Source organism: Bacillus sp. FJAT-27001, assembly GCF_019039175.1.
GTDB lineage: Bacteria > Bacillota > Bacilli > Bacillales > Bacillaceae > Bacillus > Bacillus velezensis.
Map to the genome: position 1 here is coordinate 397,097 of NZ_JAHOAA010000001.1, position 24,165 is coordinate 421,261.

General features: G+C 45.7%; 27 protein-coding genes. All 27 read right to left on the reverse strand.

The window, feature by feature from the left end; translation table 11 throughout:
- Positions 1 to 4 precede the first annotated feature (4 nt).
- Positions 5 to 1,615, reverse strand: coding sequence for a flagellar basal-body MS-ring/collar protein FliF (gene fliF / locus BGM27_RS01345; RefSeq protein WP_007409778.1), 1,611 nt, complete (start codon positions 1,613 to 1,615; stop codon positions 5 to 7).
- Between the two features lie 42 nt (positions 1,616 to 1,657).
- On the reverse strand, positions 1,658 to 1,978 hold the full coding sequence (gene fliE / locus BGM27_RS01350) for a flagellar hook-basal body complex protein FliE (protein WP_007409777.1): 321 nt from the start codon (positions 1,976 to 1,978) through the stop codon (positions 1,658 to 1,660).
- 10 nt (positions 1,979 to 1,988) lie between these two features.
- Positions 1,989 to 2,441, reverse strand: coding sequence for a flagellar basal body rod protein FlgC (gene flgC, locus BGM27_RS01355; protein ID WP_007409776.1), 453 nt, complete (start codon positions 2,439 to 2,441; stop codon positions 1,989 to 1,991).
- Entirely contained in the window at positions 2,441 to 2,830 is a 390-nt protein-coding gene (flgB, locus tag BGM27_RS01360; protein ID WP_003154260.1) for a flagellar basal body rod protein FlgB, read from the reverse strand. Before flgB ends, flgC begins: the two co-directional genes overlap by 1 nt.
- A gap of 353 nt (positions 2,831 to 3,183) precedes the next feature.
- Positions 3,184 to 3,963, reverse strand: a complete 780-nt coding sequence (gene codY, locus BGM27_RS01365; RefSeq protein WP_003154263.1) for a GTP-sensing pleiotropic transcriptional regulator CodY — start codon at positions 3,961 to 3,963, stop codon at positions 3,184 to 3,186.
- 37 nt (positions 3,964 to 4,000) lie between these two features.
- Positions 4,001 to 5,404 carry an ATP-dependent protease ATPase subunit HslU gene (gene hslU, locus BGM27_RS01370; RefSeq protein ID WP_007409775.1) on the reverse strand — a complete coding sequence of 468 codons (1,404 nt, stop codon included), beginning with the start codon at positions 5,402 to 5,404 and terminating at the stop codon, positions 4,001 to 4,003.
- Between the two features lie 16 nt (positions 5,405 to 5,420).
- The gene (gene hslV / locus BGM27_RS01375) at positions 5,421 to 5,966 is read right to left on the reverse strand and encodes an ATP-dependent protease subunit HslV (RefSeq protein ID WP_003154267.1); all 546 of its coding nucleotides are present in this window, start codon (positions 5,964 to 5,966) and stop codon (positions 5,421 to 5,423) included.
- A gap of 15 nt (positions 5,967 to 5,981) precedes the next feature.
- On the reverse strand, positions 5,982 to 6,899 hold the full coding sequence (gene xerC / locus BGM27_RS01380; RefSeq protein WP_007409774.1) for a tyrosine recombinase XerC: 918 nt from the start codon (positions 6,897 to 6,899) through the stop codon (positions 5,982 to 5,984).
- A 69-nt stretch (positions 6,900 to 6,968) separates the two neighbouring features.
- Positions 6,969 to 8,276 carry an FADH(2)-oxidizing methylenetetrahydrofolate--tRNA-(uracil(54)-C(5))-methyltransferase TrmFO gene (trmFO, locus tag BGM27_RS01385; RefSeq protein WP_012117550.1) on the reverse strand — a complete coding sequence of 436 codons (1,308 nt, stop codon included), beginning with the start codon at positions 8,274 to 8,276 and terminating at the stop codon, positions 6,969 to 6,971.
- Positions 8,277 to 8,340: 64 nt separating this feature from the next.
- Positions 8,341 to 10,416, reverse strand: a complete 2,076-nt coding sequence (gene topA / locus BGM27_RS01390) for a type I DNA topoisomerase (RefSeq protein ID WP_007409771.1) — start codon at positions 10,414 to 10,416, stop codon at positions 8,341 to 8,343.
- 181 nt (positions 10,417 to 10,597) lie between these two features.
- Positions 10,598 to 11,497 (reverse strand): DNA-processing protein DprA, encoded by a 900-nt coding sequence (dprA, locus tag BGM27_RS01395; protein ID WP_007409770.1) that lies wholly within the window; start codon positions 11,495 to 11,497, stop codon positions 10,598 to 10,600.
- A 65-nt stretch (positions 11,498 to 11,562) separates the two neighbouring features.
- Positions 11,563 to 12,465, reverse strand: coding sequence for a succinate--CoA ligase subunit alpha (gene sucD, locus BGM27_RS01400; protein ID WP_003154281.1), 903 nt, complete (start codon positions 12,463 to 12,465; stop codon positions 11,563 to 11,565).
- 28 nt (positions 12,466 to 12,493) lie between these two features.
- Positions 12,494 to 13,651 (reverse strand): ADP-forming succinate--CoA ligase subunit beta, encoded by a 1,158-nt coding sequence (gene sucC / locus BGM27_RS01405; protein WP_003154283.1) that lies wholly within the window; start codon positions 13,649 to 13,651, stop codon positions 12,494 to 12,496.
- Positions 13,652 to 13,825: 174 nt separating this feature from the next.
- Complete coding sequence (locus BGM27_RS01410) at positions 13,826 to 14,107, reverse strand: FlhB-like flagellar biosynthesis protein (RefSeq protein ID WP_007409769.1); 282 nt, start codon at positions 14,105 to 14,107, stop codon at positions 13,826 to 13,828.
- The gene (locus BGM27_RS01415; protein ID WP_007409768.1) at positions 14,104 to 15,807 is read right to left on the reverse strand and encodes a hypothetical protein; all 1,704 of its coding nucleotides are present in this window, start codon (positions 15,805 to 15,807) and stop codon (positions 14,104 to 14,106) included. The genes BGM27_RS01410 and BGM27_RS01415 overlap by 4 nt, the downstream gene beginning before the upstream one ends.
- Positions 15,808 to 15,823: 16 nt before the next feature.
- Positions 15,824 to 16,591 carry a ribonuclease HII gene (locus tag BGM27_RS01420; protein WP_007409767.1) on the reverse strand — a complete coding sequence of 256 codons (768 nt, stop codon included), beginning with the start codon at positions 16,589 to 16,591 and terminating at the stop codon, positions 15,824 to 15,826.
- Positions 16,592 to 16,663: 72 nt separating this feature from the next.
- A complete protein-coding gene (gene ylqF, locus BGM27_RS01425; RefSeq protein ID WP_007409766.1) occupies positions 16,664 to 17,512 on the reverse strand; it encodes a ribosome biogenesis GTPase YlqF in 849 nt (282 codons plus the stop codon).
- Between the two features lie 142 nt (positions 17,513 to 17,654).
- Positions 17,655 to 18,002 (reverse strand): 50S ribosomal protein L19, encoded by a 348-nt coding sequence (rplS, locus tag BGM27_RS01430; protein ID WP_003154288.1) that lies wholly within the window; start codon positions 18,000 to 18,002, stop codon positions 17,655 to 17,657.
- Between the two features lie 140 nt (positions 18,003 to 18,142).
- Positions 18,143 to 18,874, reverse strand: a complete 732-nt coding sequence (trmD, locus tag BGM27_RS01435; RefSeq protein ID WP_007409764.1) for a tRNA (guanosine(37)-N1)-methyltransferase TrmD — start codon at positions 18,872 to 18,874, stop codon at positions 18,143 to 18,145.
- Complete coding sequence (rimM, locus tag BGM27_RS01440; protein ID WP_003154290.1) at positions 18,871 to 19,395, reverse strand: ribosome maturation factor RimM; 525 nt, start codon at positions 19,393 to 19,395, stop codon at positions 18,871 to 18,873. The genes trmD and rimM overlap by 4 nt, the downstream gene beginning before the upstream one ends.
- 4 nt (positions 19,396 to 19,399) lie before the next feature.
- Positions 19,400 to 19,786 carry a YlqD family protein gene (locus BGM27_RS01445; RefSeq protein WP_003154291.1) on the reverse strand — a complete coding sequence of 129 codons (387 nt, stop codon included), beginning with the start codon at positions 19,784 to 19,786 and terminating at the stop codon, positions 19,400 to 19,402.
- 90 nt (positions 19,787 to 19,876) lie between these two features.
- Complete coding sequence (locus BGM27_RS01450) at positions 19,877 to 20,122, reverse strand: KH domain-containing protein (RefSeq protein WP_007611392.1); 246 nt, start codon at positions 20,120 to 20,122, stop codon at positions 19,877 to 19,879.
- Positions 20,122 to 20,394 carry a 30S ribosomal protein S16 gene (gene rpsP, locus BGM27_RS01455; RefSeq protein ID WP_003154296.1) on the reverse strand — a complete coding sequence of 91 codons (273 nt, stop codon included), beginning with the start codon at positions 20,392 to 20,394 and terminating at the stop codon, positions 20,122 to 20,124. The genes BGM27_RS01450 and rpsP overlap by 1 nt, the downstream gene beginning before the upstream one ends.
- A gap of 105 nt (positions 20,395 to 20,499) precedes the next feature.
- A complete protein-coding gene (gene ffh, locus BGM27_RS01460; protein ID WP_007409763.1) occupies positions 20,500 to 21,840 on the reverse strand; it encodes a signal recognition particle protein in 1,341 nt (446 codons plus the stop codon).
- A 13-nt stretch (positions 21,841 to 21,853) separates the two neighbouring features.
- Positions 21,854 to 22,186 carry a putative DNA-binding protein gene (locus BGM27_RS01465; RefSeq protein WP_003154299.1) on the reverse strand — a complete coding sequence of 111 codons (333 nt, stop codon included), beginning with the start codon at positions 22,184 to 22,186 and terminating at the stop codon, positions 21,854 to 21,856.
- Between the two features lie 121 nt (positions 22,187 to 22,307).
- Positions 22,308 to 23,078 carry a phosphotransferase family protein gene (locus BGM27_RS01470; protein WP_007409762.1) on the reverse strand — a complete coding sequence of 257 codons (771 nt, stop codon included), beginning with the start codon at positions 23,076 to 23,078 and terminating at the stop codon, positions 22,308 to 22,310.
- Between the two features lie 83 nt (positions 23,079 to 23,161).
- Positions 23,162 to 24,151, reverse strand: coding sequence for a signal recognition particle-docking protein FtsY (ftsY, locus tag BGM27_RS01475; RefSeq protein WP_003154301.1), 990 nt, complete (start codon positions 24,149 to 24,151; stop codon positions 23,162 to 23,164).
- Between the last annotated feature and the right edge of the window lie 14 nt (positions 24,152 to 24,165).

Sequence of the window (24,165 nt, forward strand, 5' to 3'; positions counted from 1 at the left end):
CCCCCTAATCCTCGTCCAGCCAGCTTCGAAGCAATTTGGCAAAGTCTTCCGGTTTTTCTTTAGCCATTTTTTCAAGCTGTTTTCGTCTGACTGTTTCTTCCGTTTCAATTTTCTCTTCGTTGATATCAGGCAATCGAACCGGCTCCAGTGGTGTTTCATATTCATATTCTTCGTATTCATCCTCTTGTGAGCGTTTCTTTCTGATGAGGAGAATAATAAGCAGAATAATGGCCGCAAGCAGTACGCCGCCTGTAATGTATACCCAGATCGGAAGACCTGAAGATTGTGCCGAATCTGTGTTCAGGCTTGTTTTTCCGTCAAACGGCTGAACGGATACAACGATTTTATTATTGATATCATTGTCTGTCAGGTTTTGATTTTGCGTTTCGTTTTTATCAAGAGACGTTCTGACGACCGTTCCTAAAATCTTCTGTATATCAGCCTGTCTCTGTGCTGATAAGGAAGCGGCATTTTTCGGATTAGGCGGCTCCACCATGACCTGAATGCCTAAATCACGCACTTTATACGGGCTTTCAGCGATTTCTTTATGAATGCGGTTGACTTCATAGTTGATTTTATTGCTGCTTTTTTCGTAGTCCCCGCTGTTTGAACCGCCGTTTGTCTCGGCATAGTTCGCGGTGTCATTGCTTCCCGTTCCGGCCGTGCCGCCGTTGGCCGCGCCGTCGCCTTTATACGTTTCCGCAACTTTTTCGGCGCTTACCGCTATGCCTTCCATGTTATCTTTATCGACAGGTTCGACAGTGTCTTCAGTGCGTTTTTCCTTCGTGAAGTCAACATCCGCCGTCACGGAAACAACGACCTTATCCTGCCCCATCATTGTGCCGAGCAGTGACTGAACATGTTTTTGAATGTCCTTTTCGACCTGCGACTTAATACCTTGCTGAGAAGCATAACTGTCAGAAACGGACCCTGCACCGCTGTCACTTTTGTCATAATATGTAGAATTTTGATCCATTATGACGATATTATCTTCTTTTAAGTTCGGAACACTTTTAGAAACGAGATGGTACAGCCCGTTGATCTGGTTTTGATCAAGCGAGTAGCCCGGTTTCATCTGCAAAACGATTGAAGCGGACGCTGCCGGCTGATCTTCACCGACGAACACGGCTTCTTTCGGCATGTTGATCATGACCTTCGAGCTTTTAATACCGTCCATTTCATTTATCAGGTTTGACAATTCGGTCTGAGTCGCCTCAACCTTTAAAACGTCAAACTCATTATCCGTCAGGCCGAAGCCCGCATTTTGTCCGAAAAACGAATAATCAATTGATCCCGTTTTCGGCAGACCTTCCGCGGCAAGCTGGACTTTAAGCGAATCCACTTGGCTCTCAGGAACCTTAATGACCGTGCCGCCGTCAGCAAGTTCAGAAGACACCTTTTTCGTATCGAGCTCTTCTTTAATCTTCCCCGCTTCTTCCGCGGACAAATCTTTATAAAGAGGCACCATCTTTTCAGACGAAGTAAAAATAATAACGACGATGAGTAAAATAATGAATGCGGCCAAGCCGCTTACCATGAGTATCTTCTGTGTTTTTGATCTGTTGTTCCAAAACGCTGCCGTTTTGGTTTTCATTTGCATTAGAGTACGATTCATGTTAACCCCCGGTCATTCCAGTCATTCTCTTCAATCTGACCACTACATCTGCATTCTCATGATTTCCTGATAGGCTTCCACGGCTTTATTGCGGAATTCGGTAGCGGCCGTCAGAGAAATATTTGCTTTTTGGGCAGCGATCATGACCTCGTCAAGGTTTACATCCTTTCCTGCAGCCAGTTCGTTCGTTATTTGGTCAGATTTCACTTGTGACTCATTTAACGAATCAATAGAGTTTTTTAAAAGCTCCGAAAAGCTTGTTTGGTTTGAAGAATCAGTTTTTTGAGTTTGGTTTAATTGATTCGTTACGTTTTGAGTATTTTGGGTTTGTTGAAGCTGAAAAGGAGTAATAGCGTTAACCACTTACATCACCTTACTTTCCGATTTCTAACGCCTTCAAAAGCATGCCTTTGGAGGCGTTTAATGCAGTTACGTTTGCTTCATATGATCTCGAGCTGCTGACAAGATCCACCATTTCCTTTAATGGATCTACATTTGGTTTTTGTACATATCCGTCTTTATTCGCATCAGGATTCTCCGGATCATAAACGAGATTAAAAGCGGACGGGTCTTCCGTAACACCAGATACCTTTACGCCACTTCCCGCGCTTCCTGTTCCGTTCATCTTGGAATGTAAAAGGGACGAAAATGATTCGCCTCCGGATTGGAGAGATACCAGCTTTCTTCTGTAAGGCACCCATTCACCATTTACCTGCTTCGCTCTCGTTGTATCCATATTGGCCAGGTTGGACGATACGACGTCCATCCGGACACGCTGTGCAGTTAAAGCGGAACCCGAAATATTTAAGCTTTGAAAGCCACTCATTATTTTCCTCCTGTCAAGACGGTTTTCAGAGAATTGAATTTGCCGCTCATTCTTTCAACCAAAGCCTGATAATTAATTTGGTTTTCGGCTAAATCTGTCATTTCTTTGTCGATATCGACATTGTTTCCGTTTTGCTGGTACGATGTATCACTGCTGGACACGATAGAATAATCGTCCCCTGAACCCGTAAAGTCAACGTGCCGATAGTCGGTTTTTACCGCCTCAAGATTGGATGTTTCCTGATCTAACAAATTTCGGAAAGAGACTTTTTTTGCCTTATAGTTCGGTGTATCTATATTGGCGATGTTATTAGTTAAGACTTTTTGCTTAATGTCCGCTCTCCCCAAGGCATTCTCAAGATTTTGTATAGTTCCAGAAAATAAGTCCAAATCCACTTACCTCCATTTCAGATATTTTTCTCCTAAAAATCCTTGTCGAGAATTGTAAAACCATATGCTTATTGTAAGAAATAACAGGCTTAAAGTCTATGAAGTTAGGCTAAAAAAAAGTACTCATTTGTATCCATTTTACACATAGGTATAAAGTCCTAGAGTATTTGGACTACAAATATTTGATTAATATAAGACTGAAAATAGCCGAATTTCTGTATCTTCCCCTTATTTTCACACAGCAAGATGGATTATCTCAGATCAGATTCCAATAAGCAACTTTAAACTGCAACTTTTCACCTATTGTCCATAAAAAAAGCAGGACCCCCATTTTTAGGGATCCTGCTTTTGTCTTAATGAGATTTAAGGTTTTCCAATTCAATAAGGAATTTGTTGTTCAGAACTTTAATGTACGTCCCCTTCATTCCTAGTGATCTGGATTCAATGACACCTGCGCTTTCCAGCTTTCTCAGCGCATTAACGATTACTGAACGCGTAATGCCGACACGGTCGGCAATCTTACTTGCCACAAGCAAGCCTTCGTTTCCGTCAAGCTCTTCAAAGATATGCTCAATCGCTTCAAGTTCACTGTAAGACAGAGAACTGATCGCCATTTGAACAACCGCTTTGCTTCGCGCCTCTTCTTCGATTTCTTCCGCTTTTTCTCTTAAAATCTCCATTCCTACAACGGTTGCTCCGTATTCAGCAAGAATGAGATCATCATCTTCAAATTGATCCTGCAGACGGGACAGAATGAGCGTGCCCAGTCTCTCTCCTCCGCCGATGATCGGCACGATCGTTGTTAAGCCCGCTTGGAACAGGTCTCTGTTTTCTACAGGAAACGCCGTGTATTCGCTGTTGATATCAAGGTTTGAAGACGTCTCCGGAACATTGAACAGATTTCTCGTGTACTCTTCCGGGAACTGGCGGTCTTCAAGCATTTTTTTCATGCGGTCATTTTCAATCTGCTGATTAATAGAGTAGCCCAAAAGCTTTCCTCTGCGGCTGACGACGAAAATATTAGAATCAATGACGTCACGAAGCGTTTCAGCCATTTCTTTAAAGTTTACGGGTTTGCCTGCCGCAGCCTGCAGCATGCTGTTAATAATTCGTGTTTTTTGTAGTAAAGCCATGATAAATAATCCTCCTAGAATTCCTCTTATTAAATTTTCACAATATAAATTGACTTAGATCTTTGTTGTTTGCAATCGTTCCGAGCTTTTCTTCAACGTATTGCGGCGTGATGGCTACTTTTTCCATCGTCACGTCCGGCGCTTCAAACGACAGGTCTTCCAAGAGACGTTCCAATATCGTGTGAAGCCTTCTCGCTCCGATGTTGTCCGTATCCTGATTCACATGATAAGCCACTTCGGCGATCTTACGAATAGCTTCGTCAGAAAATTCAAGAGATATACCTTCTGTCTGCAATAAAGCCTGATATTGTTTTAACAGCGCGTTATCGGGTTCGACGAGAATTTTCACAAAATCATCTACCGTCAGCTTGCTCAATTCTACACGAATCGGAAAGCGGCCCTGCAGCTCCGGAATCAGATCAGACGGTTTGGCCATATGGAATGCCCCGGCTGCGATAAACAGCACGTGATCTGTTTTGACGGAGCCGTATTTCGTGACGACGGTAGATCCTTCGACAATCGGAAGGATATCTCTTTGAACGCCTTCTCTCGATACATCTGCTGAGGAAGAAGCCCCTCCGTTTTTTGCGATTTTATCTATTTCGTCAATGAAGATAATGCCGCCCTCTTCAGCTCTTAACACGGCCTCTTGGCCGACTTCATCCATATCGATTAATTTGCCTGCCTCTTCATTGGTCAGAACCTTCCTTGCTTCTCTGACCGTCATTTTGCGGCGTTTTTTCTTTTTTGGCACCAGGTTGCTCAGCGCATCCTGCATATTCATGCCCATCTGCTCCATCCCGGAGCCTTGCAGCATGTCAAACATCGACGGCTGCTGCTCTTCCACCTCTACGGAGACGTAATGGTCTTCGAGCTCTCCCAATGCGAGCTGATGCGCCATGCGCTTTCTTTTCTCTTCAAGGCTTGCTTCTTCCTGCTGGTCGGCTTCATCATCATTTGCCGCCTGGTTTCCTCCGAAAAGCATTTCAAACGGATTTTTCACACCCGCTTGTTTTTTCTTTCCAGGAACGAGAAGCCGCACTATACGTTTGTTTGCATTTTCTTCAGCCTGTTCTTTCACTTCGCTGATTTTTTCTTCTTTAATGAGCCGCACGGATGTCTCAACGAGGTCTCTGACCATTGATTCGACATCTCTGCCTACATAGCCGACTTCTGTAAATTTTGTCGCTTCAATTTTTATAAATGGCGCACCGGTAAGCTTGGCGATCCGTCTGGCGATCTCTGTTTTCCCCACCCCGGTCGGGCCCATCATCAGGATGTTTTTGGGAACGATCTCGTCTCTCAGTTTTTCATCAAGAAGACTTCTGCGATAGCGGTTTCTTAATGCCACGGCGACAGCTTTTTTCGCATCCTGCTGTCCTACAATGTATTGATCCAACCGATCTACGATTTGTCTCGGTGTTAACGGTTTGTTTTCCATGCGCCTCAAGTCCTTTCTATTCAAGTTCTTCCAAAATGATCTGATCGTTTGTGTACACACAAATCTCGCCCGCGATTTTCAAAGCGGCTTTTGCAATATCTTTGGCGGACAGATTCTCTCCGGCATAGGTTTTCAGCGCTCTTCCTGCTGACAGGGCGTAGTTTCCGCCGGAGCCGATTGCCAAAATGCCGTCATCCGGCTCAATCACTTCACCTGTTCCCGATACGAGAAGCAAGGTATCCTGGTTCATGACAATCAGCATGGCTTCCAGCTTGCGCAGCACTTTATCGCTGCGCCATTCTTTCGCAAGCTCAACCGACGCACGTTTTAAATTGCCGTTGTATTCTTCAAGCTTCGCCTCAAACATTTCAAAAAGTGTGAAAGCGTCTGCAACAGATCCCGCAAATCCGGCCAGAACCTTTCCGTTAAACAGCTTTCTCACTTTTCTCGCGGTATGTTTCATGACTACAGCCTGACCGAATGTGACCTGGCCGTCTCCTGACATAGCGCTTTTCCCGTTATGCTGGACGGCAAAAATCGTTGTCGCATGAAAAGATGACATGAGAAGGGCCTCCTTTTAATTTTCTTTAAAAGCTCTCGGGTGGTGGGACATATATGTGTTTCTCAGCATTTCCTTCGATACATGCGTGTAAATCTGCGTAGAAGACAGATTGGAATGGCCCAAAAGCTCCTGGACGCTTCTTAAATCAGCCCCTTCATTCAGCAGATGAGTCGCAAACGTGTGCCGAAGCATATGCGGGTGTATATGTAAAGTGCCGGATGCTTTTTTTACAAGCCCGCTTAAAATATACCGGATTCCTCTGGCGGTCAGCGGGCCGCCTCTTTGATTGACAAACAGCACATCATGAGGCTCTTTTGCTTTTTCAAGCAGGCACTGCCTTCCGCTGTTGATATACAGCTCCAGCGCATCACGGGCATATGAGCCGAACGGGATATAGCGCTGCTTCTTGCCTTTCCCGTGAACGAGCACCGTATCCATGAACAGGTCAAGATCGCCGACAGTGAGCGTACAGCACTCACTGACCCTCATTCCGGTCGCATAAAGAAGCTCAAGCAGGGCCTGATCGCGCATCCCTGACGGCTGACTTCTGTCTGAAACAGCGAATAGTTCCTCAAGTTCTTTTTCATAAAGAAACTTCGGAATCCGTTTCTCTTGTTTCGGCAGATGAACAAGCTGAAACGGATTCTCTTCAACAAGCTTTTCCCTCATTAAAAATTTATAGAAGCTTCTCAAAGCTGAAATTTTCTTGCTGATTGTTTTTCTTGACAGGCCTTTTTCATAAGCCTCCGTCAAAAATATTCTCACATCATGATATGCAGCTTCTTTCATTCCATTTATATTTTGAGCATGCAGAAACATCCCAAATTCTTCAATCGAATTAACATAATTCACAATAGTATATTGTGAATAATTTTTTTCAATTTGTAAATATTCAACGAATAACTTTAAAAAAAAGTTAACATTCTCAGTCATTATGAAGACCTCCCTCTCCGAAGGGCTTTTAAATGGTATCATATAATGCATCGAAGTTGCAATGAAAAGCTATATCGTTTTCGAAATAGTTTGAATAGTCTCAATTGCGCGTTTAGCGTATTCTTCATTTCGTTCTTTTTTGTTTTTAATTTTTACAGGCAATTCTTTTAAGAGGCCGAAGTTTGCATTCATCGGCTGGAAGTTCTTCTGATTTGTCGTCGTAATGTAGTGAGCCATGCTTCCGATCGCCGTCTCCTGCGGGAATGTCACAAGATCCTGACCGAGCACAAGTTTGGCGGCATTGATTCCCGCTACAAGACCTGAAGCGGCAGATTCAACATAACCCTCTACGCCGGTCATTTGGCCCGCGAAAAACAGATCGTTCCGCTGTTTAAATTGATATGTCGGGTTCAAAAGGCTCGGCGAGTTGATAAATGTGTTTCTGTGCATGACGCCGTATCTGACGATATCAACATTTTCAAGACCGGGGATCAGTTTAAGCACTTCTTTTTGGTCTCCCCATTTTAAATGTGTCTGAAAACCTACAATATTATAAAGCGTTCCCGCCGCATCATCCTGTCTGAGCTGAACGACTGCATAAGGGCGCTTGCCTGTTTTCGGATCTTCCAGTCCGACCGGTTTCATCGGTCCGAACAGCATTGTTTTCTTGCCTCTTTTCGCCATGACTTCAATCGGCATGCAGCCTTCAAAGAAGATTTCTTTCTCGAATTCTTTTAAAGGTACCGTCTCAGCCGTCGTCAATGCTTCATAGAAACGGTCGAACTCTTCCTCTGTCATCGGGCAGTTTAAGTACGCCGCTTCTCCCTTGTCATAACGGGATTTTAAGTACACTTTCTCCATATCGAGGCTGTCTTTTTCGACAATCGGCGCCGCCGCGTCATAAAAATACAGATACTCTTCTCCCGTGAGCTCTTTCAGCTGCTGTGAAAGCGATTCTGACGTAAGCGGTCCGGTCGCGATAACAGTCGGGCCTTCCGGAATCTCTGTTACTTCCTCAGTAAGAACCGTTACGTTCGGATGGTTTTTCACGAGATCCGTCACGCTTTGCGCAAATTCATGACGGTCAACGGCAAGCGCTCCCCCGGCCGGAACCGAGCATTTATCAGCAGATTGAATGATTGCCGAGTCAAGGGCCCGCATTTCTTCTTTTAATACGCCTACCGCATTGGCGAGTGTATTTGAACGGAGGGAGTTGCTGCATACCAGTTCGGCGAATTTATCAGTATGATGGGCTGCCGTCTGCCTGACGGGCCGCATTTCATATAGTTTCACTTGAATTCCTCGTTTTGCAAGCTGCCATGCCGCTTCACTTCCGGCAAGGCCTGCTCCGATTACATTAACTGTTTGCTGGTTCATTTCTTTTCATCTCCTGTTGTTTGTCCCTTCCACACAAAGAAGGTGAGCAAGGCTCTGCTCACCGCTACTTCTGTGGTTCTTCCTTATAATCGCATTCGACGCATTGGACTTGTATGCCTTTTTTAAGCTTTTTCTCTACGAGCATATTTTCACATTTCGGGCATTTTCGTTCAATCGGTTTGTCCCAAGATACGAAGTCGCATTCAGGATAACGGTCACAGCCGTAAAAGATGCGTTTCTTTTTTGATTTTCGTTCGACAATGTTTCCTTCATGGCACTTAGGGCATTTTACGCCGATTTGTTTGACAATCGGTTTTGTATTCCGGCAGTCAGGGAAATTGGAGCACGCCATAAATTTGCCGTATCGGCCCATTTTATAAACCATCCGGGAGCCGCATAACTCACAATCTTCATCGGCGTATTCAGGTTCAATTTCCACTTCTTTCATTTCGGCTTCCGCTTTTTTCACGCGTTTTTCGAAATCAGTATAGAAGCTGTCAATGATTTGAACCCATTCTGTCTGGCCATCTTCAACATGATCAAGGTCTCTTTCCATTTTAGCCGTGAATTCAACGTTAATGATTTCCGGGAAAAACTCCATGATAAGATCCAGCACGATCTGCCCAAGCTCAGTCGGCACAAACCGTTTATTGTCTAATCCCACGTAACCGCGGCGCTGGATGGTGTCAAGAGTCGGCGCATATGTCGAAGGACGGCCGATCCCCAGTTCTTCAAGCGTTTTAACCAGGCGCGCCTCTGTATAACGCGGAGGCGGCTGAGTAAAGTGCTGCTCAGGCTCAATATCTTTCGATAAAACCGTGTCTCCCTCTTTAAGGTCCGGAAGCATGCGGTCTTTTTCTTCCAGCTGATCGTCTTTACCCTCTACATAGACTTTCATGAAGCCGGCGAATTTGACTTTACTTCCGTTTGCCCGGAATGTCAATCCGTTATTGCTGAGATCGACGCTCATCGTATCAAGGACGGCAGGGGCCATCTGGCTTGCAACAAAGCGCTCCCAAATCAGCTTGTATAATCTGAGCTGGTCTCTTCCAAGCACCGCTTTTAAGTCGGCAGGTTTTCTGAGCACCGAAGTCGGGCGGATCGCTTCGTGGGCATCTTGTGCGTTTTCATTTTTCTTTGCCGGTTTCCGTTTTCCCGCTAAGTACTCTTTTCCGTACGCCTGATCAATAAAAGCTGACGCTTCTTCAACGGCTGTATTGGAAATCCGCGTTGAGTCCGTTCTCATATACGTGATGAGCCCGACTGTCCCTTCTTTGCCGAGATCAATTCCTTCATATAATTGCTGCGCGATCATCATCGTTTTCTTCGCTCTGAAATTCAGCTTTCTTGCAGCCTCCTGCTGCAGAGTGGACGTTGTAAACGGCAGAGCGGGATTTCGTTTGCGCTCTTTTTTCGTAACCTTGTCAACTGTATACTTATTGCCTTTCAGCTGAGCAAGGATGGCTTTTACGTCTTCTTCGCTTTTTAAAGGAAGCTTTTTGCCGTTTTTTCCGAAAAATCCGGCTTCAAACGTCTCTTTTCCTTTTAAAAATGAGCCGGTAATCGTCCAGTACTCTTCAGGTTTAAAATCGTTGATTTCCTTTTCCCGGTCGATGATCAGCCGGAGCGCAACGGATTGCACACGGCCCGCACTGAGGCCTTTTTTTACTTTTTTCCAAAGAATCGGGCTGATTTTGTATCCGACGAGTCTGTCTAGTATGCGGCGCGCCTGCTGCGCATCGACAAGATCCATATTAATCATGCGCGGATGTTTAAATGATTCTTTAATGGCGTCTTTCGTTATTTCATTAAAGACGACCCGGCAGTCCGAGCTGAGATCCAGATCAAGACTGTGTGCGAGATGCCATGCAATCGCTTCCCCTTCTCTGTCGGGGTCGGCCGCGAGATAGACTTTTTTTGCTTTCTTTGCCGCTGTTTTTAATTCTTTTAAAACAGGGCCTTTTCCGCGGATCGTAATATATTTCGGTTCAAAGTTCTGTTCGATGTCAACTCCCATTTGACTTTTCGGAAGATCCCGGACATGTCCCATTGAAGCTTTGACTTTATATTTCTTCCCTAAATAACGTTCAATCGTTTTCGCCTTTGCCGGCGATTCCACGATGACTAGATAATCAGACATTTTCATCCCCCTCAAGAGGTGTTCTCTCTCTTTTCAAGTATCAATTCATTTTAGAGCTGCCTTTTTATGGCTTTCAACATTTCATTCTTTATGATGAACGTCATTTTATACATGAAAATAATGTGCAACTTTAAATCCTCACTATTATTAAATATTACAATACCGTTTGTCAAACGATATTTCAAAAGGGTTCCGTATACTGAACGCATCGGGCGGTCAGCTCTCCGTCAATATCCTCTGTGCATAATACAGCTTTCGCCCCTTCTTGAATGAGTTTTATAGGTCCTCCGGAATATGGATTAAATATGGAACCCGGAACGGCAAATACCTCTCTGCCTTGATCGAGAGCCTGGTAAGCTGTGATTAATGAACCGCTTTTTTCTTTTCCCTGCACGACCACAATTCCTTCACTTAGTCCGCTGATTATGCGGTTTCTCATCGGAAAGTGCCATTTTTTCGGCTTTGTTTCAGGAGGATGTTCTGAGAGTAGGAGATGGTGTTCAGCCATGTATTCTGCTAACAGGAGATTTTCCCGGGGATAGATGTGATGGAATCCGCCGGCTATCACGCCGATCGTAAGCCCTTTTGCCCTGATGCTCGCCTTATGAGACAATCCGTCTATACCGGATGCAAGCCCGCTTACAATGACCCAGCCTTTTTTTGAGAGTTCGGCGGAAAGATGCCCAACCGCTTTTATTCCGTCTTCCGTCGGTTTCCGCGTTCCTACAATCCCGATTTTTCTGCCTTTTTCAAGAAGCAGCGTGTTCCCTTTTGCATACAAGACAGCCGGCGGATCATAAATCGCTTTAAGCCATGTTGGATAGCGGCTTGATGAAATCGGAATGACAGTAATGCCTTCGCGGCGGTAATCGGACAGAACTTCATCAAGTTCCGGATCCTTGCGCTCTATTTCCCGAAAAATTGCTTCCGGGGCTGTTTTCCCTTCTGATAAAACCGTTAATGGATGCGGATCCGGTAAAAAAGACAGAGAATGATCAGCTTTCCACCATTTTAATAGAAGAGACGGGGAAATGATTTGATTAATACTGCAGACCATTAAACAGCGCGATGCTTGATCCAAATCTGGAAACCTCCTCTTTTTTTCAGCAAAAACAGGAACAGCCGTTACGGCTGCCCCTGCTTCGATCAGTGAGTTTTGCACGTTTCAAATAAGCCTTTTTCTTTTAACACCTTAATCAGCGTTTCACCCATTACAGAAGGGGTTTCCGCGACTTCAATTCCGCAGGCGTTCATCGTTTTGACTTTTTCTTCTGCCGTGCCTTTTCCTCCGGAGATGATGGCGCCCGCATGGCCCATGCGTTTTCCCGGAGGCGCGGTTTTACCGCCGATAAAGCCGACAACAGGCTTCGTCATGTTCGCTTTCACCCACTCAGCCGCTTCTTCTTCAGCTGTGCCGCCGATTTCTCCGATCATGATGACAGCATGTGTTTCAGGATCTTCATTGAACGCTTTTAACACGTCAATAAAGTTCGTGCCGTTGACCGGATCGCCGCCGATCCCTACAGCGGTAGATTGGCCTACGCCGGCTTCTGAAAGCTGATGGACGGCCTCGTATGTCAATGTTCCTGAACGGGATACAACGCCTACATGACCCTTTTTATGAATGTATCCCGGCATAATGCCGATCTTGCATTCTTCAGGTGTAATAACACCAGGGCAGTTCGGCCCTATTAATCTCGTTTTCTTGCCTTCCATAAAGCGCTTCACTTTCACCATGTCCAAAACCGGAATGTGCTCAGTGATACAAATGACAAGATCAATTTCCGCGTCAACCGCTTCCATAATTGCGTCCGCCGCAAACGGAGCCGGCACGTAAATAACTGACGCATCTGCGCCCGTTGTATGAACCGCTTCTGCGACCGTATTGAATACCGGTACGCCTTCCGCTTCCGTTCCGCCTTTTCCAGGTGTTACACCGCCAACGATATTCGTGCCGTATTCCAGCATCTGCTTTGTATGAAATAAAGCGGTAGAACCTGTAATCCCCTGTACAATAACTCTTGTATCTTTATTGATAAAAACACTCATTATCTGGTCCCCTGCCTTTCATTCTTTCCTAAACTAAGGATACGATTTTCTGTGCGCCGTCTGCCATTGATTCCGCAGATGTGATGTTTAAGCCTGATTCATTCAGGATTTTCTTTCCTAAATCTACGTTTGTCCCTTCAAGGCGCACGACCAGCGGCAATGTCAAGCCGACTTGTCTCGTGGCTTCAACAACGCCCTCGGCGATGACATCGCACTTCATGATGCCTCCGAAAATATTAACGAAAATTCCTTTTACGTTTTGATCGGAAAGAATGATTTTAAAAGCTTCCGTAACTTTTTCTGCGGTTGCGCCGCCCCCGACATCAAGGAAGTTTGCAGGTTCTCCGCCGTAGTGTTTAATGATATCCATTGTAGACATTGCAAGACCCGCGCCGTTTACCATACAGCCGATATTTCCATCAAGGGAAATGTAGCTTAAATCGTATTTTGACGCTTCGATTTCTTTCGGATCTTCTTCATCTAAATCTCTGTATTCCATAATGTCTTTTTGTCTGTATAACGCATTGCTGTCGAAGTTCAGCTTAGCATCCAGCGCCATGACGTTTCCGTCCCCCGTAACGACGAGAGGGTTGATCTCGGCGATGGAGCAGTCCTTCTCAACAAATGCTTTATATAAACCGAGCATAAATTTAGCGGCTTTACCGACAAGCTCTTTCGGGATGTTAATTGCGAATGCAATTTCCCTTGCCTGATAGCCCTGAAGGCCGACAGCCGGATCAATTACCGCTTTTTTAATTTTTTCAGGTGTTTTTTCCGCTACTTCTTCAATCTCCGTTCCGCCTTCTTCAGACGCCATTAAAACGATTCTTGAAGTAGCGCGGTCAAGTACAAGCCCGACATAGTATTCCTTTTTAATATCGCAGCCTTCTTCAATAAGTAAGCGTTTTATTACTTGTCCGTCCGGACCCGTTTGATGTGTGACGAGCGTCTTGCCTAACAGTTCTTCGGCATACTCTTTCACTTCATCTTTTGTTTTTGCAATCTTTACCCCACCAGCTTTGCCGCGGCCGCCAGCATGGATTTGCGCCTTTACGACATAAACCGAGCTTGACAGGCTCTCTGCTTTTTCAACTGCTTCCTCTGCTGTAAAAGCCACTTTACCTTCAGGAACAGACACCCCGTATTTTCTGAGGACTTCTTTTCCCTGGTACTCATGGATATTCATTTCCCATCCTCCTAACTTATGTAGCAAAACTAAAAATAGACTGCGCTTTCATTCTATATAATACTGGAAGAATTGTCTAGGGTTCAAAACAAAATCTTTATATCCTTCCAAACATTCTAACTTTTATTTTATTGAAAATATAAATTTAAACGGAGTCCGGGAAATGAATGGTCCTTATTTTTCGTTTTTCAGGGTTTCATCCAGTCTGTAAACAAATGAAAAAATTTCGGCAACGGTTTCATAAAGCGCCTCCGGTATCTGATCGTCAACCGTCAAATGGCGCATTAATTCGACAAGGGTTCGGTCTTCCTGAATGGGGACCCCAGCCTTCTCAGCTTCTTTTATAATATTTTCCGCCACGTGCCCCCTGCCTGTTGCGACAACCTTCGGGGCTTGGTCTTTCTGCCGGTCGTAATGCAGGGCGACAGCTCTTCTTAACGGCGTTTGCTCTTTCATATTTTCACATCCACTTTTCTTCCGCCGTCTTTTTCTATAAACTCTTCCACAAGAGCGCTCTGGTCTTTCGGGCGCCGTTTTTTAGCCGTGACGCCTGACAGGCTGAAGCCCGTTTCTTTTACAGCTTCTTTTAAAGCCGGTACGAGAGGGTCGATGGCCGCCTGAAGCTCAAAATCAGTCTCAACCGTAATGGTCATTACATTTTGCTGAATCATGCAGTCCACAACGGTTTCTTGCAGTGTTTCAAGGTGCAGCAAAAACAGGAGCCTGCAATGTGACGGATCGAGTTTTCCGTCCGGCTTCTTCCGTCCTTTAAAGAGAACTGTGATGTCATTCTCATACGCGGACGCTCCCAGCGGAAATGACAGCACCATCTGCGTAACAGAAGGATTATGCTGCTCAATAAACAGCTGGCCGTTTAATTTATGAATAAGCGGTTCCGCCTCTTGTTTAACGGATTGGGGCGCCTCTTGAAGCGTCCGGACGGCTTGGAGGGCTGTTTTCAGTGCTTGTTTCTCCGGCTGCGGAGATACGCCTTTTTCAAGCGCTGTAATGAATGATAATTCATCACGCGTGCCCAGTCCTTTTTTGATTTTCTGCAAAAGGCTTAATACATCATGTTTTTCTGCATATTTCAATTCGGTGAGCTGAGCGGCTTTTTCAAAAACAGCCGCCTCCTGTTCTGTCAGATGTGCGTTTTGAAGAACAGGTGCTGTTTTCAATGTTTTTTCTTGAGAAATGAAAGCCTTAATGATCTCCGCCGTTACTTTTACGTGACGGTTTTCAGTTTTTTCTGCCGATGTCATTAATTTCTCTATGATCTGTTTTGCCGTTTTTTCAGGCAGTTCCGTATCTGTCCGTGCACTCGGAGGAGAAGGCTGGCTTGAGACTGCCTTTCCGTTTTCACGAGTCTCTCGGACAAATGGTGATTGCTTTGATTCCGTCCGTTCTCCTTCATCCATCAGCCCGGTTTCTGAGAGCGGCATGCGTGCAGCCTCGGCAAGCTTCTTCAGGAGACGTTCTGCATGAAGATCCGTTTCCGCGTTTAACACGTCAGAAACCGCCTCTTTGAGCACAGACAGCTCTTTTGCCGATTGCGGAGCCTGATTGATTGCCTGAAGCAGTCCTGAGAGGAGGCGCCGGGTCGGAACCGGATATTTAACGGCATGAATGGCTGACAAGACTTCCGGATGTGCGGGCAGTTCCCGTTTCAGCGCAAATACGATTGTTTCCGCCGCTTTTTTCAATTCGGCGGCCGGAAGCGATTCAGCCCAGCGGATGCAAGCTTTGAGGCTGTTTTCCGTCATCGGCAGCTTCTGCTGCATAAACGTTTCGGCAATCTGCAGAGACACAGGGCCTGGTTTGACAGAAAGAGCGTTTAACAGTCTTCCCGCCGCTTCCTGAACGGTTTTCGGGCTTCCTTCGAATTGGTCGATGACATGAAGCCGGCCCGTTTTTTCCGCCGGCTGTTTGTCATAAGAAAACCAGTAATACGCCTGCGGGCGAAGGGCGGTTTCAAGTTTTCCCTGCATCGTCCGGCCGCCGATTTGGATAAGAGCGCTTTGATCGTCCAGCAAACGGAGAACCTTCCCTAACAGCAGCCTTTGAGCGCCGCTGTCTTTACCGCCGTCTTGCCGGTCCGGAGGGATTTCCGCCGTCAGCTGTCTGAAAGCCGCTTGGATTTCGCCGCTTATGTTCATGTCTTAAGCCTCTTTTCTAACAATAAGATTGAACGGGAGCGAACGTTTTTCGGTGAATAGTTGTCGGTCCGTATGCCTGAAGAGCTTCAAGATGTTCTTTCGTTCCGTAGCCTTTATTTTTTTCAAAGCCGTACATGGGGTAGGTTTTGGCGTACTCAGCCATGAGACGGTCCCGCGTTACTTTTGCTATGCAGGCTCCGGCGGCAATTGACACGCTTTTGGCATCCCCTTTTATAACTGATGACTGCGGAATGTCAAGCGGAAGGGTCATGGCATCAACAAGCAGATAATCAGGTGTTTCCGTTAAAGCATTGACGGCTTTTACCATCGCCAGTCTCGCGGCCTCATAAATGTTGATCCGGTCAATGACGTCCGCATGGACAATGCCGACTCCTACAGCCGCCGCTTCTTCCGTGATCCGGCTGTAATACTCCTCGAGCTTCTTTTCCGACAATTTCTTCGAGTCCGTGAGACCGAGAATCTCGCATTCTGCCGGCAAAATGACGGCGCCGGCGACAACCGGTCCGGCAAGCGGCCCTCTTCCGGCTTCGTCAACACCCGCAATCAGGCGGAAGCCCTTTTTGGATGACAGTCTTTCGTATGACGTCATGTTCAGCCATTGCTCTTTAAGAGCTTTTTCCTTCGCGTGCTTTTTCAGCCATTGCTCTAAAAGCGTCTGTACGCTTTTTCTCGGGTCTTTCTCACATTGGGCAAGGAAGGGGTCGCTTTCGTCCCTGACCTCTTGCAGGCGTTCTTTTACGCTTTTTACGGTTAATGTATTCACGTTCTCTTCTCCCTTACATTATGTATATCGGTATTCTGCGGAAAAAATAAAGACCCGCATCGCTGCGCGTCTTTATTCTGATGGTGTTTCAAATGAAAGCCTGCCGAATTTTTCCGTCCGGATGTCCCGAATGATGACTTCCGTTGTTTTATCATAGTCAACCATTCCGCCGCCCATCAAACAGCCGCGTTTTTCACCGATCGCGTCGAAAAGAGCGGCGATATCCTCAGGGATTTCCTGAAGTCCGTAGCGCTCCTTCAAGCGGTCGGGATAATGCTCTTCCAGAAAGCGCAGCCCGAAGACGGCCACATCCTGCAGGTTGATAATCGTATCTTTAATCGCCCCGGTGATCGCCAGGCGCAAGCCGACAAGCTCATCTTCAAATTTAGGCCATAAAATTCCCGGTGTATCGAGCAGCTCTAATTCCTTGCCTACCTTTACCCACTGCTGTGAAGTGGTAATGCCGGGCCTGTCTCCCGTCTTGGCAATGTTTTTTTTGGCCAGCCGGTTAATGAGCGTAGACTTGCCGACATTCGGAATGCCGATGATTAATGCACGGATTGCTCTTGGCCTAACACCTTTTGCTTTCATTTTATCGAACTTATCTTTCAGCAGCTCTTTCGAGGACGGCACGATTTGATGCAGTCCCTGCCCGTTAACGGAGTTTATTGAAAGAGAGGGAATGCCCTGTTCCTGAAAGTGGTCCTTCCACTGGGCAGTCACAGCCGCATCCGCCTTATCGGCTTTATTTAAAAGCATAATGCGCGGCTTATTTTTTAAAATCTCCTCAATCATCGGATTTCTCGATGACATCGGGATTCTCGCATCCACCAATTCGTATACGATATCAATTAATTTCAGTTTTTCTGTTACTTCCCGTCTCGCTTTAGCCATATGGCCTGGGAACCATTGAATGGTCATGTGACTTCGACACCTGCCTTATTTACCGGAACCGGATGTTCCGATGATCTCTTATGTATTTTACGTTGCTTGTTCTGCTTTTACAAATTTCATATAAAAAAAGAGCCTGTTACGGGTAACAAGCTCTTTTCGTTCGTTATCATTATCGTCTGATTTCTTTAATACGAGCCGCTTTTCCGCGAAGTTCACGCAGGTAGTAAAGCTTAGCGCGACGTACTTTACCGTAACGTACAACTTCGATTTTCGCGATTTTTGGTGTGTGTACAGGGAATGTACGTTCAACGCCAACACCGTAAGAAATCTTACGAACTGTGAACGTTTCGCTGATTCCACCACCACGACGCTTGATCACAACACCTTCGAAGATCTGGATACGCTCACGGTTACCCTCAACAACTTTTACGTGTACACGTAAAGTGTCACCAGGACGGAACGCAGGAAGATCAGTGCGAAGCTGTTCTTTTGTGATATCTTGAATTAGTTTTTGCATCGTTTTCAACTCCTTCCAACAGATGCTCTTGGCCACAACTGCAAGGCACAGCGGAACATCGTTTTCAAGCTTCTGAAGGATAAGCCTCCTTAAGCCACAAGTAGTATCTTATCATATCTTCATCGCCTGCGCAATAGAATCTATTCGTTTTCCCACTCGGAAATCCATTTTCTTTGCTCATCAGTGAGAGGATAGTTTTCAAGAAGATCGGGACGTCTTAAAAAGGTTCTTCTGATTGATTCTTTATTTCGCCATTTTTGTATTTTAGCATGGTTGCCCGACAGAAGGGTCTCAGGCACTTTTAAGCCTCTATAATCTGCAGGCCTCGTATAGTGCGGATGCTCTAAAAGCCCCGTGCTGAAGGAATCCTCCACGTGGGATGCTTCTTTTCCGAGGACGCCCGGCAAAAGCCTGACAACGCTGTCGGCGATCATCATGGCAGGGAGCTCTCCCCCGGTCAGCACAAAATCCCCGATGGAGATTTCATCAGTGACAAGATGTTCCCGGATCCGTTCATCATACCCTTCATAATGTCCGCAAATAAACATGAGATGTTCCTCTTGTGCCAGCTCCTCGGCTTTCTTCTGCGTATAACGCTCACCTTGCGGGCAGACGAGAATAATGCGCGGCTTGGCGTCCGTACCGGCTGTCAGCTTTTCAACCGCATCAAATACGGGCTGCGGCTTTAACACCATCCCGGCTCCCCCGCCGTACGGGTAATCATCAACCGTTTGGTGTTTATTATCCGAAAAAGCCCGGAAATTGATGACGTCAAAACGGACAGCCTCTTTTTCCTGTGCTTTTTGCAGAATGGAGGAGCCGAGCACCCCTTGAAACATTTCGGGAAACAGTGTTAAAAAGTCGATTTTCATTCGTCTATTAACCCTTCCATTACATGAATCTTAATTTTCTTCTCATTTATATTAATATCCTTTACCACAGAAGCAATATACGGAATGAGCGCATCTTTTTTGCCTTTTCTTGCAACCACCCATACGTCATTAGCCCCTGGCGTCAAGATTTCCTTCACTGTGCCGATCAGTTCCCCGTCTTCTGACACAACCTCGCAGCCGATGATTTCATGAAAATAAAATTCATCTTCTTCAAGCTCTCCCAAGTCTTCTTCAGGGACTTTGATCACCATGTTTCTTAGGTGTTCGACTTCATTGAGACTCGGCATTTCTTTGAATTGCAGCAGGTGAAACTGCTTGTGAAGCCTGTGGGCGCTGACCGTTACTTTGATTGGCTCCGCAGCCCCTTCCGCAAACAAATAGAGCGTATTGCCGGGCTTGTACCGTTCTTCGGCAAAGTCCGTTTTAGAAATGACCCGCACTTCGCCTTTAATGCCGTGGGTATTTACAATTTTGCCTACATTAAACCATCTGTTTGTCATATTATCACCTCGGGCGGATTTCAATTACTACCCCGTCTTTTATGACGATGGTATTTGCCGCTGTTTTTTCATGCCAGTTATCACCGACGTTGATTGAAAGCAGCGCATCGATCTCCTTTTCCTTCACTTCGCTTCCAAGCGGGAGCGACTCTGTCTGGCTTATTTGGAAATCGATCATTTTGATTTTGTCTTGTCTTTTCTCAATGGCTTTTTTAAAAGATTCCGCTACATCGGGATTCTGCTGATCTTTTTCATGTTTTCTAAGCTGAAAATAGAGCTGGCTGCATTCTCGTTCAAGCGTTTGCTTTTTTTCTGCAAAAGAGGCCAAAAGCTTTTCCTTGCTTTGCTCGGTCAGAACCTGCATAACGGTTACTCTGTGAATAATCTGCATAGGACCAGACTCCCCACTCTTCCAACATATTTCTGTTCATTTGCCTTTTTTACGTGTAAAAAAAGGGGAGGTGCCGGCCCTCTCCCTTTTTCAGTCAAATATTTCAAATTGAACTTTCTTAGAAGACTGTGCGCCAGCTGCAAAAACGACGGTTCGAATCGCTCTTGCAGTCCGGCCTTGCTTTCCGATAATCTTACCGGTATCTGACTTATTGACAGATAAGCGCAGCGCAATCTTTTGATCAGTCTCTTCCTTTGTGACCGTTATGTCTTCCGGATGGTCGACAAGCGGAGCCACAATGCTGACAATCAAATCTTCCAAGTTCTGATCAGTCATTACTTGCCTTGTTTAGCGTTGTGGAATTTTTCCATAATTCCTTGGCTTGAGAACAAGTTGCGGACTGTATCAGAAGGTTTAGCTCCTGTTTGAAGCCATTTAAGAGCAAGCTCTTCGTTGATTTTCACTTCAGCCGGCTTTGCAACCGGGTTGTATGTGCCGACTGTTTCGATGAAACGGCCGTCACGCGGTGAACGAGAATCTGCTACAACAATACGATAGAAAGGAGATTTTTTTGCTCCCATACGTTTTAAACGAATTTTTACTGCCATTTTACTAGCACCTCCGAAAATATTTCAACAAGATAGTATATTAACAATGATAAAAGTGTTTGTAAAGTGTTTTTTCTTAACAACGGTTTTATCATGTATAACCGATTACATAAAAGGTAATTTAAAGCCTTTTTTCTTCCCTTTTGTCATGTTGGTCATCTGCTTCATCATTTTTTTCATTTCCTCAAACTGCTTTAAAAGACGGTTGACTTCCTGAACGGATGTTCCGCTTCCTTTGGCAATCCGCTTCCGCCGGCTGGCGTTAATGATATCCGGCTGTTCTTTTTCAAGAACAGTCATTGATTTAATGATCGCTTCCACATGATTCAGCTGTTTTTCATCGACTTGGATGTTTTTTAAGCCTTTCATTTTGCCTGCGCCGGGCATCATTTGCAACAGTTCGTCAAGAGGCCCCATGTTTCGGACCTGGCCGAGCTGCTCCAGAAAATCATCCAATGTGAAGCTCATCGTTCTCATTTTCTGCTCAAGCTCTTTGGCTTTGTCTTCATCAACGGTCGCCTGAGCTTTTTCAATCAAGGTCAGCACGTCACCCATTCCGAGAATTCGGGATGCCATCCGTTCAGGATGGAACGCTTCAAGAGCATCGAGCTTTTCTCCCATTCCGGCGAATTTAATCGGCGTTTCGGTGACCGCGCGGATAGAAAGCGCCGCACCTCCGCGGGTATCCCCGTCAAGCTTTGTTAAAATGACGCCCGTTAAACCGAGCTGGTCATTAAAGCTTTTGGCGACGTTTACCGCATCCTGACCGGTCATTGAGTCGACGACAAGGAAAATTTCCTCAGGATTTGCGACTTCCTTTACGCCGGAGAGCTCATCCATCAGTTCATGATCGATGTGCAGCCGTCCGGCGGTATCTAAAATCACATAATCATGATGCTCTTCCTTCGCTTTTTCAATCGCCTGTCTGGCAATTTCCACCGGGCTGACCTGATCGCCAAGCGAAAAGACCGGCATATCAAGCTGTTTCCCCAGGGTTTCCAACTGTTTAATCGCGGCGGGGCGGTAAATATCCGCAGCCACGAGCAGCGGTTTGCGGTTATGTTTTTTGCGCAGCAGGTTGGCAAGCTTCCCCGTGGTTGTCGTTTTACCGGCACCTTGGAGCCCGACCATCATAATAACGGTCGGGGGGCGTTTGGCGACGGCAATTTTGCTTTCTTCGCCGCCCATCAGCTCGGTAAGCTCTTCTTTTACGACTTTAATAACCTGCTGACCGGGTGTCAGACTCTGCATAACGTCCTGTCCGACAGCCCGTTCACTTACTTTTTTCACAAAATCCTTTACGACTTTAAAGTTAACGTCAGCCTCAAGAAGCGCAAGACGAACTTCACGCATCATCTCTTTTACGTCTTGTTCGCTGACTTTTCCTTTTCCGCGGATTTTTGAAATCGTCTTTTGCAGTCGGTCGGCTAATCCTTCAAATGCCATTGTTTGCCGCCTCCTAATCTAATTTCTCAAGCGCTTCAATCAGAGCCGTCATTTTTTCCTCTTCCTGCAACCCGGAAGCAAGCTCTTTCAGCTTTGTAAACATTTCTTTACGCTCCTGAAACTTTTTAAAAAGGAGCAGTTTTTCTTCATATTGTTCAAGCATCGCTTCAGTCCGTTTGATGTTATCGTAAACGGCTTGCCTTGAAACGTCATACTCTTCGGCTATTTCACCAAGGGAGAAATCGTCCAGATAATAAAGCGACATATAGCTCTTTTGTTTTGACGTCAGCAACGACTGATAGAAGTCAAATAAATAGTTCATTCTCGTCGTTTTTTCGAGCGACATTTGAGCTCTCCCCTTTGTTAAGTCAAATCCCTTTACAAAAACTTAGTTTACATGGTTTCAGAGCGTGTGTCAAGTTTTTATCTTGTCAAAGCAGGATGCTCTTTTTACATAATAAGTTTTTTCAAAAAAATTCATATAGACCGTCGTTAAAATACTCGAATTCTTGTTTTGATACACGATAGCGGCAATAGCCTTCGTAAAAAGCATTGAGGCATGCTTCATTTGTGACAAAATGACTGATCGCTAATGATTCATCATATCGCGGATCTCCCGCCGATATTCCCGCAGCATCGATAAACAGATAGACCTCTCCGTCTTTCACCAGCACATTATCAGTCGTGCAGTCACCGTGAATCATTGTCTGCTGAACAGGAACAGGCCTGCACCTGTCCAATTCCTTCAAAAGCTCTGCACTTCCTTCAGCCTGTCCTTTTTTGACATATTCCCCGGCTCGTTTGATTTGCAGATCGAGCCAGTCTGTTTCCGGCTGTAAACCAGAGACCATTTCGGTTTCATGCAGACGTTGCAGAAACTGGCCGAAACTTTTGATCAGCTTTTTCTTTTCAGTATCCCCTTTTGCTTTTCTTAAAGCCGAAGTCAGTGTGATTCCATCCTCAAATGACATTACGATATGGCTGGCATGCTGTTCCTGTATCATCCCATAATAAATAGGAACAGGCAGACGACGAGTTTCCGTCAGTTTTTGTAAAACGAAGGCTTCTCTCATTAACCATTCCCGATACTTCTGTTGAAAAGAACTTTTCAGCAGAAATGCGTCTTGGCCGGTCACTATTTTCCGAACGGTTGAAGTGCCTCCCTGTTCATCCAGCAGCGACATATGGTTTATCGCGCCGATCTTACTTTCCAATTCAGCTTTCAGCCATTTGTCCAACAATTGCCCCCTCCATTCCGATCTATCAATGCGTATAAAAAAACGAGTATAAAACCGTACATTTTATACTCGTTTTTTATTCATTAATCCTCGGCTTTTTCAACTAAATCAGAAAAGAGACCGTATACGTAAGATTCTGCATCAAACCGCTGGAGATCGTCAACCTTTTCTCCGAGGCCGACCAGTTTCACGGGGATGTGAAGCTCATTGCGGATCGCCAGGACGATACCGCCTTTAGCGGTGCCGTCAAGCTTCGTTAACGCGATACCCGTCACATTCGTCGCTTTGGAGAATTCTTTCGCCTGCGCCATCGCATTTTGGCCTGTCGTCGCGTCCAGCGCAAGGAGAACCTCATGCGGAGCCTCAGGCACTTCGCGTTCGATGACGCGTTTGACTTTTTCAAGCTCTTTCATTAAGTTTACTTTATTCTGAAGGCGGCCGGCCGTATCACAAATCAGCACATCCGCTCCTCTTGCTTTAGCCGCGTGTACGGCATCATAAATAACCGCAGCAGGGTCGCTTCCGGCAGCCTGTTTAATGACAGGCACGCCTGTACGCTCCCCCCACACTTCAAGCTGTTCAATCGCCCCGGCTCTGAAGGTGTCTCCGGCAGCGAGCACAACGGATTTGCCTTCATTCTTCAGCTTATGGGCAAGTTTTCCGATCGTTGTCGTTTTTCCGACGCCGTTTACCCCGACAAGCAGAATAACGTTCAGGCGCCCGTCCTGAATATTTAATTCAGAAATCTGTTCGTCGCCGCTGTTATAAATGTCGACAAGCTTTTCAGAAATGACGGACTGCACTTCCTGAGGATCCTGGATGTTTTTCAGCTTCACTTCTTTTTTGAGCTCATCAATCAGCTCCATGACGGTTGTAAAACCTACGTCAGCGCCAATCAGCACTTCCTCAAGCTCTTCGAAGAAATCCTCGTCGACTTTCCGGTAGCGGGAGACGAGTTCGTTCACTTTATTTGAGAAGGAATTTCTTGTTTTTTCAAGACCATCTTTAAATTTTTCAGAGACGGAGTCTGTCTGTTTCGTGATTTTCTCTTTTAATTTTTTAAAAAAGCTCATCTTTCAACCTCTTT

What these genes read in the sequence shown, in the direction of transcription:
- ylqF (WP_007409766.1), bottom strand. Translation starts at nt 17,512, where the DNA reads ATGACCATTCAATGGTTCCCAGGCCATATGGCTAAAGCGAGACGGGAA.
- fliF (WP_007409778.1), bottom strand. Translation starts at nt 1,615, where the DNA reads ATGAATCGTACTCTAATGCAAATGAAAACCAAAACGGCAGCGTTTTGG.
- hslV (WP_003154267.1), bottom strand. Translation starts at nt 5,966, where the DNA reads ATGTCATCTTTTCATGCGACAACGATTTTTGCCGTCCAGCATAACGGG.
- BGM27_RS01445 (WP_003154291.1), bottom strand. Translation starts at nt 19,786, where the DNA reads ATGCAGATTATTCACAGAGTAACCGTTATGCAGGTTCTGACCGAGCAA.
- rimM (WP_003154290.1), bottom strand. Translation starts at nt 19,395, where the DNA reads ATGACAAACAGATGGTTTAATGTAGGCAAAATTGTAAATACCCACGGC.
- xerC (WP_007409774.1), bottom strand. Translation starts at nt 6,899, where the DNA reads ATGACTGAGAATGTTAACTTTTTTTTAAAGTTATTCGTTGAATATTTA.
- trmFO (WP_012117550.1), bottom strand. Translation starts at nt 8,276, where the DNA reads ATGAACCAGCAAACAGTTAATGTAATCGGAGCAGGCCTTGCCGGAAGT.
- topA (WP_007409771.1), bottom strand. Translation starts at nt 10,416, where the DNA reads ATGTCTGATTATCTAGTCATCGTGGAATCGCCGGCAAAGGCGAAAACG.
- hslU (WP_007409775.1), bottom strand. Translation starts at nt 5,404, where the DNA reads ATGGAAAACAAACCGTTAACACCGAGACAAATCGTAGATCGGTTGGAT.
- ffh (WP_007409763.1), bottom strand. Translation starts at nt 21,840, where the DNA reads ATGGCATTTGAAGGATTAGCCGACCGACTGCAAAAGACGATTTCAAAA.
- rpsP (WP_003154296.1), bottom strand. Translation starts at nt 20,394, where the DNA reads ATGGCAGTAAAAATTCGTTTAAAACGTATGGGAGCAAAAAAATCTCCT.
- rplS (WP_003154288.1), bottom strand. Translation starts at nt 18,002, where the DNA reads ATGCAAAAACTAATTCAAGATATCACAAAAGAACAGCTTCGCACTGAT.
- BGM27_RS01410 (WP_007409769.1), bottom strand. Translation starts at nt 14,107, where the DNA reads ATGAAAGAGCAAACGCCGTTAAGAAGAGCTGTCGCCCTGCATTACGAC.
- BGM27_RS01450 (WP_007611392.1), bottom strand. Translation starts at nt 20,122, where the DNA reads ATGACTGATCAGAACTTGGAAGATTTGATTGTCAGCATTGTGGCTCCG.
- BGM27_RS01415 (WP_007409768.1), bottom strand. Translation starts at nt 15,807, where the DNA reads ATGAACATAAGCGGCGAAATCCAAGCGGCTTTCAGACAGCTGACGGCG.
- codY (WP_003154263.1), bottom strand. Translation starts at nt 3,963, where the DNA reads ATGGCTTTACTACAAAAAACACGAATTATTAACAGCATGCTGCAGGCT.
- flgC (WP_007409776.1), bottom strand. Translation starts at nt 2,441, where the DNA reads ATGAGTGGCTTTCAAAGCTTAAATATTTCGGGTTCCGCTTTAACTGCA.
- ftsY (WP_003154301.1), bottom strand. Translation starts at nt 24,151, where the DNA reads ATGAGCTTTTTTAAAAAATTAAAAGAGAAAATCACGAAACAGACAGAC.
- sucC (WP_003154283.1), bottom strand. Translation starts at nt 13,651, where the DNA reads ATGAATATCCATGAGTACCAGGGAAAAGAAGTCCTCAGAAAATACGGG.
- sucD (WP_003154281.1), bottom strand. Translation starts at nt 12,465, where the DNA reads ATGAGTGTTTTTATCAATAAAGATACAAGAGTTATTGTACAGGGGATT.
- trmD (WP_007409764.1), bottom strand. Translation starts at nt 18,874, where the DNA reads ATGAAAATCGACTTTTTAACACTGTTTCCCGAAATGTTTCAAGGGGTG.
- BGM27_RS01465 (WP_003154299.1), bottom strand. Translation starts at nt 22,186, where the DNA reads ATGTCGCTCGAAAAAACGACGAGAATGAACTATTTATTTGACTTCTAT.